13 protein-coding genes and 1 pseudogene are annotated in these 12653 nt (G+C 73.4%); 12 read left to right on the forward strand and 2 right to left on the reverse strand.

Annotated elements, in window-relative coordinates; genetic code table 11:
- Positions 1 to 71 precede the first annotated feature (71 nt).
- The 4 genes from ACFYX3_RS23805 to ACFYX3_RS23820 are packed head-to-tail and all read left to right on the forward strand — an operon-like array spanning position 72 to position 2647.
- Positions 72 to 1154 (forward strand): LLM class flavin-dependent oxidoreductase, encoded by a 1083-nt coding sequence (locus ACFYX3_RS23805; RefSeq protein ID WP_382656336.1) that lies wholly within the window; start codon positions 72 to 74, stop codon positions 1152 to 1154.
- A gap of 4 nt (positions 1155 to 1158) precedes the next feature.
- Positions 1159 to 1782: an FMN reductase gene (locus ACFYX3_RS23810; protein WP_359517132.1), complete on the forward strand. Its 624-nt coding sequence runs from the start codon at positions 1159 to 1161 to the stop codon at positions 1780 to 1782.
- Between the two features lie 50 nt (positions 1783 to 1832).
- Complete coding sequence (locus ACFYX3_RS23815) at positions 1833 to 2270, forward strand: universal stress protein (protein ID WP_389016631.1); 438 nt, start codon at positions 1833 to 1835, stop codon at positions 2268 to 2270.
- Positions 2271 to 2272: 2 nt separating this feature from the next.
- The gene (locus ACFYX3_RS23820) at positions 2273 to 2647 is read left to right on the forward strand and encodes a VOC family protein (RefSeq protein WP_389016633.1); all 375 of its coding nucleotides are present in this window, start codon (positions 2273 to 2275) and stop codon (positions 2645 to 2647) included.
- An 85-nt stretch (positions 2648 to 2732) separates the two neighbouring features.
- Here the strand turns inward: ACFYX3_RS23820 and ACFYX3_RS23825 are convergent, their stop codons facing one another.
- Both ACFYX3_RS23825 and ACFYX3_RS23830 read right to left on the reverse strand, forming a co-directional pair.
- Entirely contained in the window at positions 2733 to 3137 is a 405-nt protein-coding gene (locus ACFYX3_RS23825) for a hypothetical protein (RefSeq protein ID WP_389016636.1), read from the reverse strand.
- A gap of 87 nt (positions 3138 to 3224) precedes the next feature.
- A complete protein-coding gene (locus ACFYX3_RS23830; protein WP_389016639.1) occupies positions 3225 to 4556 on the reverse strand; it encodes a PLP-dependent aminotransferase family protein in 1332 nt (443 codons plus the stop codon).
- A gap of 76 nt (positions 4557 to 4632) precedes the next feature.
- Here ACFYX3_RS23830 and ACFYX3_RS23835 point away from each other — a divergent pair, with 76 nt between their 5' ends.
- The 8 genes and pseudogenes from ACFYX3_RS23835 to ACFYX3_RS23870 form a co-directional block, all read left to right on the forward strand.
- A complete protein-coding gene (locus ACFYX3_RS23835) occupies positions 4633 to 5421 on the forward strand; it encodes an alpha/beta fold hydrolase (protein ID WP_389016642.1) in 789 nt (262 codons plus the stop codon).
- A gap of 37 nt (positions 5422 to 5458) precedes the next feature.
- Positions 5459 to 5896: a hypothetical protein gene (locus ACFYX3_RS23840; RefSeq protein WP_376583352.1), complete on the forward strand. Its 438-nt coding sequence runs from the start codon at positions 5459 to 5461 to the stop codon at positions 5894 to 5896.
- Between the two features lie 11 nt (positions 5897 to 5907).
- Complete coding sequence (locus ACFYX3_RS23845; RefSeq protein ID WP_389016647.1) at positions 5908 to 6336, forward strand: hypothetical protein; 429 nt, start codon at positions 5908 to 5910, stop codon at positions 6334 to 6336.
- A 331-nt stretch (positions 6337 to 6667) separates the two neighbouring features.
- Positions 6668 to 6910, forward strand: a complete 243-nt coding sequence (locus tag ACFYX3_RS23850) for a DUF2630 family protein (protein ID WP_376583356.1) — start codon at positions 6668 to 6670, stop codon at positions 6908 to 6910.
- A gap of 28 nt (positions 6911 to 6938) precedes the next feature.
- Positions 6939 to 8888: an FUSC family protein gene (locus tag ACFYX3_RS23855; RefSeq protein ID WP_389016650.1), complete on the forward strand. Its 1950-nt coding sequence runs from the start codon at positions 6939 to 6941 to the stop codon at positions 8886 to 8888.
- A 189-nt stretch (positions 8889 to 9077) separates the two neighbouring features.
- Entirely contained in the window at positions 9078 to 10553 is a 1476-nt protein-coding gene (locus ACFYX3_RS23860; protein ID WP_389016653.1) for an APC family permease, read from the forward strand.
- A 71-nt stretch (positions 10554 to 10624) separates the two neighbouring features.
- Entirely contained in the window at positions 10625 to 11614 is a 990-nt protein-coding gene (locus ACFYX3_RS23865; RefSeq protein WP_389016656.1) for a hypothetical protein, read from the forward strand.
- 175 nt (positions 11615 to 11789) lie between these two features.
- Positions 11790 to 12653 (forward strand): annotated as a pseudogene (locus ACFYX3_RS23870) (hypothetical protein); the annotation flags it as partial.

Raw genomic sequence — 12653 nt, forward strand, 5'->3', positions numbered from 1 at the left:
GCCGTTGGAGCGGATAGTTTAAGCTTCAACCACTGAGTCGGATCGACTCGGAAACGCGAGAGGTGAGCACGATGCAGTTCGGGATCTTCACCGTCGGCGACGTGACGACCGACCCCACCACCGGCCGCACCCCCACGGAGCACGAGCGCATCAAGAACACCGTCGCGATCGCGCTCAAGGCCGAGGAGGTCGGGCTCGACGTCTTCGCGACCGGCGAGCACCACAACCCGCCGTTCGTCCCGTCCTCCCCGACGACGCTCCTCGGGCACATAGCCGCCCGCACGGAGAACCTGATCCTGTCGACCTCGACCACCCTGATCACCACCAACGACCCGGTGAAGATCGCCGAGGACTACGCGACCCTCCAGCACCTCGCCGACGGCCGCGTGGACCTGATGATGGGCCGCGGCAACACCGGCCCGGTCTACCCGTGGTTCGGCCAGGACATCCGCCAGGGCATCCCGCTCGCCATCGAGAACTACGCGCTCCTCCACAAGCTGTGGAGGGAGGACGTCGTCGACTGGGAGGGCAAGTTCCGCAGCGCCCTCCAGGGCTTCACGTCCACCCCGCGCCCGCTCGACGGCGTCCCGCCGTTCGTCTGGCACGGCTCCATCCGCTCCCCCGAGATCGCCGAACAGGCCGCCTACTACGGCGACGGCTTCTTCGCCAACCACATCTTCTGGCCCAAGCAGCACACCGAGAAGATGGTCCGGCTCTACCGCCAGCGGTACGCGCACTACGGCCACGGCACCCCCGAGCAGGCGATCGTCGGACTCGGCGGCCAGGTATTCCTCAGGAAGAACTCGCAGGACGCGGTACGGGAGTTCCGCCCGTACTTCGACAACGCGCCGGTCTACGGCCACGGCCCCTCCCTGGAGGAGTTCACCCGCGAGACCCCGCTGACCGTCGGCTCCCCGCAGGAGATCATCGAGCGCACCCTGTCCTTCCGCGACTACGTCGGCGACTACCAGCGCCAGCTGTTCCTCGTCGACCACGCCGGACTGCCCCTCAAGACGGTCCTGGAGCAGCTCGACCTGCTCGGCGAGGAGGTCGTCCCGGTGCTGCGCAAGGAGTTCGCGAACCTGCGGCCCGCCGGAGTCCCGGAGACCGCCCCGCTCCACCCCGCCGTCACCCGCACCACCCAGGAGGTCTGACGCCATGCAGACGTTGAAGCTGGTCGCCGTGTCCGCCGGACTCAGCGCGCCCTCCTCCACCCGGCTGCTCGCCGACCGGCTGCTCCAGGCCGCCCGGTACCGGCTGGCCGAGCAGGAGTACGCCGTCGACGTCGAGGTCGTCGAACTGCGCGACCTGGCCGTCGACATCGCGAAGAACTTCGTGACGGGCTTCCCGTCGGCGGCGCTGGAGGAGGCCATCGAGAAGGTGACGTCGGCGGACGGAGTCATCGCGGTGACGCCGGTCTTCACCGCCTCCTACAGCGGCCTGTTCAAGTCCTTCTTCGACCTCGTCGACCCGTCCGCGCTGACCGGGACCCCGGTCCTCATCGGCGCGACCGGCGGCACGGCCCGCCACTCCCTGGTCCTGGACCACGCCCTGCGCCCGCTCTTCGCCTACCTCCGCGCCTCCGTCTCCCCCACCGCGGTCTACGCGGCCTCGGAGGACTGGGGCTCGGGCGGCGACGAGTACACCGAGGGGCTGCCGGCCCGGATCACCCGCGCGGGCAACGAGTTCGCGGACACGGTGGCCGCCCGTCCGGCCCGGCGGACCGACGACGAGGAGATCGTCCCGTTCGAGAAGCAGCTGGCGGATCTGCGCCTGGACTGACCTGTTTTGTTACGTTAGGTCCACTGGCAGCGACGAAACGGAGGTCGGCGATGGCCGGCGGCAGGATCGTGGTGGGCGTGGACGGATCGGAGCCTTCCCTGAAGGCCCTGAAGTGGGCGGCCGCACAGGCCGCCCTCACCGGGGGCCCGCTCCAGGCGGTGATCAGCTGGGACTACCCGGCGGTGTGGGCGTCGGTGATGCCCGGCGTCCCGCTCCAGTACGACCCCGAGCAGCTCGCCAAGCAGATCCTCGACCAGGCGCTCGACGCCACCCTCACCCCCGAGGAGGCCGCCGCCACCACCCGTACGGTCGTCGGCGCCAACGCCACCCAGGCCCTCATCGACGCGGCCGACGGCGCGAGCCTCCTCGTCGTCGGCGACCGCGGCTACAGCGGGTTCAAGGCGGCCGTCCTCGGCTCGGTCTCCGCCCACGTCACCCAGCACGCACCGTGCCCGGTCGTGGTCGTACGGGGCGAGGTGCGGTCCTGACCATGGACATCAGACTGGAGCTCATCGGCGTCCCCGTCACCGACATCGACCGGGCCAAGGCCTTCTACGAACGGGTCGGCTTCCACGCCGACCACGACGTCACGGTCAGCGAGGACATCCGCTTCGTCCAGCTCACCCCGCCCGGCTCGGCCTGCTCGATCGCCCTCGGCAAGGGCATCACCGCGATGGCCCCCGGCTCGCTGGACAACATGCAGGTCGTCGTCACCGACATCGAGGAGGCCCACGCGGACCTGACGGCCCGGGGGATCGAGGTCAGCGACATCTCCGACCAGCCGTGGGGGTCCTTCGTCTACTTCGAGGACCCGGACGGCAACCGGTGGTCGGTGCAGCAGACGACGCCGCGGGGGGCGGCGTAGCGGCCCCGCCCGTTGTGGGCAGTCGTTCCGCCGGGGCGGGACGACTGCCCACACGGGGCGGGGCGGACGTCCACAACGGGGCCCGTCAGTACGGCGCCGGGTGTCCCGTCGCGTCCTCGTGGGTGTAGAAGAGGTAGAACGCCGAGCCGCCCGCGACCGCCCCCACGATCAGCCCCAGCAGCACCGACGAGTAGATGCTCGCGCCCGAGAGGCTGTACAGGAAGCCGATCGCGATGCCCGCGTAGGCGCCCCAGGCAGTGCCCCGCAGTTCGCGGGGCAGGACGTGGCCGTAGCGCCGGAGGGCGTACATCCCGACGGCGACGACGACGGCGGAGATGAGGCCCAGCCAGAACTGTCCCCAGCTGAGCGCGCCTCCGTCTCGGACGATCACCGGCGCGTACAGGCCGTACAGGATGCCGATCGTCACCGGGACGGCCCAGCCGTGCGTGCTGAATGAGCGCCGGACGGGCACCGCTGCGTGTGCGGCCATGGCAGGAGCTCCTTCGTGTCCGTCCCCCCTGGTTCCGGGTTCCCGCACCCTCCAGGGCACACCCGCGCCCCGTACCCCGCAAGTGGATCACGGGCCCGAGGCGGCCACCTCGGCCAGTCGGGCCAGGGCCTCGTCCAGGACCGCGACCGGCGGCGACGCGAGGCCGAGCCGGACGGCGTCGGGCGCGGCGGCGCGGCCGACGGCGAAGGCGCTGCCGGGGGTGACGGCCACGCCCGCCCGCGCGGCGGCCGCGGCCGTGAAGGTCTCGGCGCGCCAGGGCGCGGGCAGCTCCCACCAGCAGTAGTAGGCGTGCGGGGAGGTCCGGAGCGCGTGTCCGGCGAGGCGGCGCCGGAGCAGGGCGTGCCGGACCCCGGTGTCGGCCCGTTTCGCGGCGACGGCCTCGGCGACGGTGCCGTCGCCGGTCCAGCGGGTGGCGGCGGCGAGGGCGAGCCCGCCGGCCGTCCAGGCGCCGGAGCGCAGGGCGTCGGCGGCGGCGGTGCGGAGCCGGGCGGGGACCACGAGGTAGCCGACGGTGAGTCCGGGGGCGAGCCGCTTGGAGAGGCTGTCGACGAGGAGGACCTGCTCGGGGGCGTGCGCGGCGAGCGGCGCGGGCGCGTCGGGGGCGAGGAACGCCCAGGTGGTGTCCTCGACGGCGGTCAGCTCCAGGCGGCGGAGCAGCTCGGCGAGTTCGGATCGCCGCCCTTCCCCGGCGGTGGCGGAGAGCGGGTTGTGCAGGGTGGGCTGGAGGTAGACGGCGGCGAGCGGCGCGGCCCGGTGGGCGGCCTCCAGGGCCTCGGGGCGTACGCCTTCGGCGTCGAGGGCGAGCGGGACGAGCCGGATGCCGAGCCGTTCGGCGACCGCTTTGACCAGGGGGTACGTGAGCACTTCGACGCCGAGGCGGCCGCCGGGCGGGACGAGGGCGGAGAGCGCGGCGGCGAGGGCCTGGCGGGCGTTGCCGGCGAAGAGGACGCCGTCGGGGTCCGGGGCCCAGCCGGGCCGGGCGAGGACGGCGGCGGCCGCTTCCCGGGCCTCCGGGGTGCCGCCGGCGGGGGCGGGCCGGGAGACGGCCTCGGTGAGCACGTCGGGCCGGGCGAGCGCGGCGAGGGCGCGGGCCATCAGGTCCGACTGTCCTTCGGCGACGGGGTAGTTGAGCTGGAGGTCGACGGGCGCGGCGCCGGTCGCCTCGGCGAGCGCGGGTCCGGGCAGCGGGGGCGCGGCGCGGACGAAGGTGCCGCGTCCGACCTCGCCGACGACGAGGCCACGTCGGGCCAGCTCCCCGTACACCCGGATCGCGGTCGAGTTCGCGATGCCGTGGCGGCGGGCGAAGATCCGCTGGGGCGGCAGCCGGTCGCCGGGGCGCAGTCGCCCGTCCCGCACCGCGGCCTCGACCCGGTCCGCGATCCTCCGGTACTCGTCCATCTCCGGCCCCTCCCCCATTGCACCGAGAGCAAAGATCTTATTGCACCGAGGAGTTGCGGCTGCCTAGCCTGCCGTCATGCCCGTCGCCGCACACACCTTCCACGAGGACCGGGGCACCGGCCCCGCCCTCCTCCTCGTCCACGGCCACCCCTTCGACCACACCATGTGGCAGCCGCAGATCGACCGCTTCTCCCGCACCGGACACCGCGTCATCGCCCCCGACCTGCGGGGTTACGGCGCCACACCTCTCGGCGCGAGCACCGGCTCCACCCTCCTCGGCGACTTCGCCGAGGACCTGGCCGGTCTCCTCGACGCCCTCGGGATCGACGACTGCGTCGTCGCCGGCCTCTCCATGGGCGGCCAGATCGCCATGGAGTTCGTCCGCCGTCACCCCGGGCGGGTCCGGGGCCTCGTCCTCGCCGACACCTTCCCGGCCGCCGAGACCGAGGACGGCAGGAAGGCCCGGAACGCCATGGCCGACCGGCTCCTGCGGGAGGGCATGCGCGGGTACGCCGACGAGGTCCTCGACCGGATGGTCGCCCCGTACAACACGCACGCCGCACCGCACGTCCACCGCATGATGTGCGCCACCGACCCGGTCGCCGCGGCGGCCGCCCTGCGCGGCCGGGCCGAGCGCCCCGACTACCGGGAGACGCTCGGCGCCCTCACGGTGCCCGCGCTCGTCGTCGTCGGCCGGGACGACACGTACACCCCGGTGGCGGACGCGGAGGAGATGCACGCCCTGCTGCCCCACTCCACGCTCACCGTGATCGAACGGGCCGCCCACCTGCCCAACCTGGAGCGGCCCGAGGAGTTCGACGCGGCCCTCGACGCCTTCCTGCGCTCACTCGTTCGGCCCAGTTGAAAGTTCGGAATCGTACGAACGCTCCCACGATGGGGCCATGAGCCAGAACACCGCACCCCGCAAGGCGGCCCCCCAGCAGAGCACCTCTGGCGCCTGGGCCTCCGGAGGGACCCTCTTCGCCGGCGTCCTCATGCTGGTCACCGGCTTCATGGACGTCTTCCAGGGCATCGCAGGCATCGCCGAGGACGACGTCTACACCCGCATCGGCGACTACGTCTTCAAGTTCAACCTCACCACCTGGGGATGGATCCACCTCATCCTCGGCGTCATCGTCGCCATCGCCGGCTTCGGCATCCTCCGGGGCGCCGAGTGGGGCCGGATCGCCGGTATCTCCCTGGCCTCCCTCAACGTCCTCTTCCAGTTCCTCTTCCTCCCCTACCAGCCGTGGTGGGCGCTGTTCTCGATGGCCATCTCGATCTTCGTGATCTGGGCGCTGGCCACGGACGACGCGTACGGCACGGACGAGCGGTACTGAGGCGCCGGCCCATGCGACGCACCAGGACCGGGGTCGCGCTCGCCGCGACGGTGCTCCTCGCCCTCACGGGCTGCGACACCGCCAAGAACAAGGCGGGCGAGATCGTCTCGTCCGCCACCGCGGCCGTCGCCTCCGCCGCCCAGGAGAAGATGAACGAGGTCAAGGACGGGGTGAACGCCACCGGGGACGTCCGCGCCGGGGCGACGAGCACCGACGGGGACCGGACGGTCGCGGAGATCACCGCGACGAACCCCAAGGACAAGACCGCCGACTACACGATCATGGTCAACTTCCGTGACGCCGACGGCAATCTGCTCGACGTCGTCATCCTGAACATCGACGGCGTCGAACCGGGCAAGTCCAAGACGGGCACGGCCCGCAGCAACCGGACGCTCTCGGGGGCGTCGAAGGCGGAGATCGCACAGGCCCTGCGCCACTGAGACCGCCGCCCCGCCCCGTTGTGGGCATGCGTTCCGCCGGGGCGGAACGGGTGGGCACAACGGAACGGCGCCCTTGCCGGCGCCAGAGGCTCCCGAGCCCGGACCCGCACCACACGTGCGCCGTGCACGCGGTGCGGGTCCAGGCGCGGAACGCGGAGGCGCCGCTGAGGGCGCCGTCCCGTGTGCCCACCCTCCCCCGAGCTCTCGGCTTCGCTCGATCAGGGGGACCCCCCTCGCCCCAGCGGGACGATTGCCCACACGGGCGGGGCGCGGGCCCCACACGGAGGGGCTCGACCTGCGGGCAGCGCGTCGATCCGCCACGCTGGAAGGCATGGACAACGACGAGATCCTGGACGACATCGGCGCCCTCGTCGAGGAGGAGCGCGCCCTGCGCGAGCGCGCGGGAACGGGCGGCCTGCCCCCCGAGGAGCGCGCCCGCCTCGCCGAGCTGGAGATCCGCCTCGACCAGTGCTGGGACCTGCTGAGGCAGCGCCGCGCGAAGGCCGAGTTCGGCGAGGACCCGGACACGGCGGCCCTCCGCCCGCCGTCCGAGGTCGAGTCCTACCGCAACTAGCCACAGGGGCCCGGCGTACGTTGGTCGCATGGAGCGGTCCGTACGGGGCACCCCGCCCGCCTGGCTCACCGCCGGCCTCAAGCCGGCCCCCGCGCCGATCCCCTGGGCCGCCGTCGCCCGCGCGGCGATCGCGCTGTCCGTGCCGCTCGCGGTGGGCCTCGCGGCGGGGCGGCCCGCGTACGGCGCGCTGGTCTCGATGGGCGCGCTGTCCGGCGTCATCGGCGACACCGCCGACGCCTACCGGATGCGGGTCTTCAACATCGCGGTGCCGCAGGCGTTCGGCGCGCTCGGCGTGACCCTCGGGACCCTCGTCCACGGGGAGGGATGGGTCGCCGTCGCCGTCCTCACCGTCGTCGCGCTCGTCTCCGGGATGATCTCCTCGATCGGCGCGGTCGCCTCCGTGTCCGGCCTGCTGCTCCTCCTCAACGCCGTCGTCGGCGCGGGCCTGCCCATGCCCGACCCCTGGTGGAAGGCCCCGGTCCTGCTCGGCCTCGGCGGCCTCTTCGTCCTCGCCCTGACGCTCCTCGGCTGGCCGATGCGCCGCGTCGCCCCCGAGCGGGCCGCCGTGGCCGCGACCTACCGGACCGTCGCCGATCTGTACGAGGCGACCGGAACGGACCAGTACGAGAAGAAACGGCAGACCGTCACCGCCTCCCTCAACCAGGCGTACGACCTGGTCCTCGCCCACCGCGCCCGCCAGCACGGCCGGGCCGCGCCGCTGGTGCGGATCCTGGCCCAGCTGAACGTCGTCATCCCGCTCGTCGAGGCCGCCGCCGCCGCGCATCTGAGGGCCCGGCTCGTCGGCCCGCTGTCCCCGGCGATCCCGGCGGCCGTGCGGGAGCTCGCGGACGCCGTCGAGGAGGGCCGCACGGGCGCCCCCGTGCTCGACGACCTGCCCGTTCCCGAGCGGCCCGCCGAGAAGGCGGTCGACCACGCCCTGCGGCACGCGGCGGCTGTCGTCCACAAGGCGGACCCCGACCCGTACAACGTCGACGACCGCCTCGGCCGCCCCGCCGCGCTCCGCGTCCGGGCCCGCCGGGCCGCCCGCGCGGTGCTGCTCTCCGAGGCGTCCTGGCGGTACGGCCTGCGGCTCGCGCTCTGCATCGGCCTCGCCCAGGCCTTCGTCTCCCTGATCCCGGTCCCCCGCTCGTACTGGATCCCCCTCACCGTCACCTTCGTCATGAAGCCCGACTTCGGCTCGGTCTTCTCGCGGGCCGTGCTCCGCGCCGCCGGCACCGCCGCCGGACTCGTCCTGGCCGCGCTCGTCCTCTCCGAGGTGCCGCGCGGCTGGTGGGACGTGCCGGTGATGGCCGTGCTGGCGGCGCTGATCCCGGCGTCCTCCGCGAAGGGGTACGCCTTCCAGACCGCGGCCATCACCCCGGTCATCCTGCTGCTCTCCGACACGCTCAACCACCAGGGCTTCGACCTCGTCCTGCCCCGCCTCTACGACTCGCTGATCGGCTGCGCGATCGCGCTGATCGCCGGCTATCTGCTCTGGCCCGAGTCCTGGCACTCCCGGATCGGGGACCGGCTCGCGGACGCGGTCGCGGACACCGCCGCGTACGTGGCGCGGGCCTTCGGCGGGGGCGGCCCGGACCAGGGCGCGCGCCTCCGCGCCCGCCGGAAGCTGTACCGGGACCTGTCGACGGTCCGCTCCGAGTTCCAGCGGGCCCTGACCGAACCGCCGCCGACGGGCGCCCGCGCCGCCGCCTGGTGGCCGCTGGTCGTCGCCGTGGAGCGGATCGTGGACGCGACGACCGCCGCCCGGATCCGGGTCGACCACGGTGCCCCGGCGCCCGACCCGGCCGAGGTGGCCGCCGTGGAGCGGGAGTTGCGCGAGCTCGCGGACGGGCTGCGCGGCACGGACACCCTCGTGGAGGTCCGCGCGGAGCTCCCCGGCGACGAGAACGGAGTCCTGGCGCCGCTCCGTTCGGAGGTGAGCGCGGCCCGCGCCATTGCCAGTCCCGACCTGCGGTAAACGTCTCCCGGGGGGCGCGCGGAAGGACTTACCGGCGGTTACGGAATGGAACCTTCCCCACCGCCATTACCGGAACGCCACGGTACGACTACGATGCGCTCGATCCGTCGGCCCCAACCGGCCCGGAATGCCTGACGCTTCGCTCCGCCGCCTCGTCCTGCCCCACCCCAGCGTCCCGAGGACTCCGCCATGCGCACCACCACGAACAGAGGGCTCCAGCCCAATGTCCTCGGTACCTTCGACACGATCGTGATGGCCATCGCCGGCAGCGCCCCCGCCTATTCGCTGGCCGCGACCACCGCCGTCCTCTTCGGCGCGGTCGGCCTCGCCGGGCCCGCCGCCCTGCTCTACTGCGCGATACCGATGCTCGGCATCGTCCTCGCCTACGCCCGCCTGGGCCGTATCGACGTCAACGCCGGCGCCGGATACTCCTGGGTGGGCCGCACCCTCCACCCCTTCCTCGGCTTCCTCTCGGGCTGGGCGCTCGTCATCGCCGCCACCGTGTTCATGGTGGCGGGTTCGCTGCCCGCCGGCTCGCTCACGCTCTCCCTGATCGACCCGGATCTCGCCGCGAACACCCCGCTCGCGGCGGGCGTCGGCGCCGCCTGGTTCCTGATGATGCTGCTCGTCGTCCTGGGCGGCGCGCGGCTCACCGTACGGGCGCAGCTCGTGATGTCCGGCGCCGAGATGCTGATCCTGCTCGGCTTCGTCCTGGCCGCCGTCGTGCACCGGGGCCGGGCCACCGCCTTCGACTGGTCCTGGTTCGCCCTCGACCACTTCCACGGGACCGACACCTTCGCCGCCGGGGCGCTGATCGCCGCGTTCTACTACTGGGGCTGGGACGTCACCAGCAACCTCAGCGAGGAGACCCGGAACAGCCGCCGCACCGCCGGACTCGCCGCGCTCGTCGGCGTCGGCTTCGTCTTCCTCCTCTTCGAGGCCTTCACCGTCGCCGTCAACGTGCTGCTGAGCGCCGAGGAGATCCGTACCGCGGGACCCAACGTCCTCGCCGTCCTCGGCGAGGAGATCTGGCCCGGCGTCGGCGGCAAACTGCTCGTCGTGGCCGTCCTCCTGTCCACCGTCGCGACCCTGGAGACCACCCTCCTCCAGGTCACCCGCTCGCTGTTCGCGATGGGCCGCGACCGGACCCTGCCCGCCGCGCTCGGTCTCGTGCACCGCCGCTGGAACACCCCGTGGGTCGCGATCGCCGCCGTCGGCGGCGCCGCCCTCGTGATGTTCTGCGCGGCCGCGGCCGCCGGCTCCGTGCAGCAGATCCTCAGGGACGCCGTCGCCGCGATCGGCCTCCAGATCGCGTTCTACTACGGCCTCGCGGGCATCGCCGCCGTCGTCGCGTACAAGGCGGTCCTGTTCCGCTCCGTGCAGAACCTCGTCCTCGGCGGACTGTGGCCGCTGTTCGGCTCCGCGTTCATGCTGTGGGCCTTCGTCGCCTCCCTCGGCGAACTCTCCACGACCGCCCTCGCCATCGGCCTCGGCGGCCTGCTCATCGGCGTGCTCCCGCTGCTCGTGTACTGGCGGAAGGGCAGCGACTACTACCGCCCGGCCCGCCTCGACGCGGTCCGCGCGCTCGCGGCGGCGGAGGGCTCGGCGCCGGCGACCCGGCCGCGTACGGGAACGCGCGACAAGAGCTACGCGACGGACTTCTGACGCCGGTACGTCCGTACCCACCGGACAGAGCGACTTCTTCCTACGGAAGCCGAACCCGAAGGAGGCCCCCGATGGCCGTACGCCGCCGCTCCGTGCGCCCGTCCCGCCAGGAGCGCTTCGTACCCGACTTCGACCCGGACTTCGGGGACCGGGCGCTGACCGAGGCGCGCCACGACATCGTCATCGGCCGCTGGCAGGGCGTACGGGACCTGCTCGCCGCCACCGGTACGGACTGGGCGCGCCGCACCCACCGGCTGCGGCTCCTCTCGCACGCCGCCGCCGGCAGCTCCACCGTCGAGACCTGGCGGGCAGCCGAGCCCGGCAGCCCCGACGCCGCCGTGCTGCGGGCCGCGACCGAGGTGGTCCGGGTCTTCGACGCGGCCATCGCGGCCGGCCGGGGCGCCGTCGTCGAACGGGCCCGGATCGACGCGGCCGTCGACGCCTGCCGGGGCGCGGCGGAGGCGGCCCCCGCGGACCCGATGCCGTGGGTCTCCCTCCTCTCGGTGGCCAGGCTCTACGAGGGCGGGGTGGCACGCCGCGAACTGAGACACTGGTTCGACGAACTGCGGCGCCGGGACCCGTACAACACCGAGGGGCACATCCAGGTGCTTCGCTACTGGTCGGCGCGGTGGCACGGCACGCACGGCAGCATGTACGACTTCGCCCGCGACGCGGCGGGCGTGGCCCCGCCCGGCTCCTCGCTGCCGGTCCTGGTGCAGGTCGCCCGGGTCGAGGAGTACCGGTACATCGCGGACGGGGCGCTCGGCCGGGGGCCGGTGCGCGGCTTCGACCAGCACTGGAAGCACGAACTGGCCGTGACGGAACTGCGCCGGACGTTCGCGCGCTGGATCGGCGGCCGGGACCCGGGCCGCCCGGTGGCACCGGAGGAGGTCGGCGACCTCAACTTCCTCGCTCACGCTGCCTGTTACGCGGGCCAGGTGGAGATCGCGAAGGACGTGATGACCATGCTGGGGAAGCGGGCGGCGTGGGTGCCGTGGGCGTACACGGGGGACCCGGAGGAACAGTTCACGAGGTTCAGGGAGGGCCTGGGGGTGGAGTGACGTGGCACCGGAGTGAACGTCGAATGAAAGCGCTGAAACCGGGGGCGACCGGGTCGCCGGAAGGGGAGGGGGCGGCCGCTAACCTTACGTGTCCGCCCTGGCCAGGGATGAACGCCCCGAAACGCCCAGTACGGACATTCACACTGCACCCCCACTCATGCGAAAGGGTTCGCCCATGGGTATTCGGAGCATGCTGCGCAAGGTGTTCGGCCGGGACCGCGAGGAGTCCCCGGCAACCTCCGTCCCGCCCCAGACGCGTGAGTCCGTGGAGAAGGCGGAGACCGTAGAGGCCGTGAAGGCCTCGGAGACCGTGACGCCCGAGGAGCCGGCGGAGCCGGTTCCGTCGAAGGAGACCGCGGCCCACCGGGCGGCGGACGACCTGGTGGCGGCGGCCTTCGACAACCCGCAGATCCCGAGGGCGAGGACGGCCGAGGCGGACGCGGCTTCCGAGCCGGAGGGTGCGGAGACGGACACGGCCACGGCTGCGGAGTCGGCCGAGACGGCGGTGGCGTCGAACGCCGAGGAGCCGGTCGCGGCGGACGGGGCAGCCGAGACGGCGGAGCCGGAGGCTTCGGTCGCCGCGGAGCCGGAAGCGGAGGTTGCGGACGAGCCGCAGGCCGAGGCCACGGAGCCGGTCGCCGTGGCGGACGCGGACGCGTCCGAGGATGCCCCGGCCGAGCCGGAGGCGGCCGTCGCCGCGGATGACACGACCCCGGCGGAACCGGAAGCGGAGGCTGCCGACGAGCCGCAGGCCGAGGCCACGGAGCCGGCGGACGCCGACGAGGCCACCACCCCGGCCGAGCCGGAAGCGGAGGCTGCCGACGAGCCGCAGGCCGCCGCCACGGAAACGGCGGACACCGACGAGGCCCAGACCGAGGCCACCACCCCGGCCGAGCCGGAGGCCGTCACGGCGGACGCCGACACCGCCGTCGAAGACGACGCGACCCCGGCCGAGCCGGAAGCGGAGGCTGCCGACGAGCCGCAGGCCGCCGCCACGGAAACGGCGGACACCGACGAGGCCCAGACCGAGGCCACCACC

The organism is Streptomyces sp. NPDC002463 (genome assembly GCF_042889835.1).
Lineage (GTDB): Bacteria > Actinomycetota > Actinomycetes > Streptomycetales > Streptomycetaceae > Streptomyces > Streptomyces nymphaeiformis.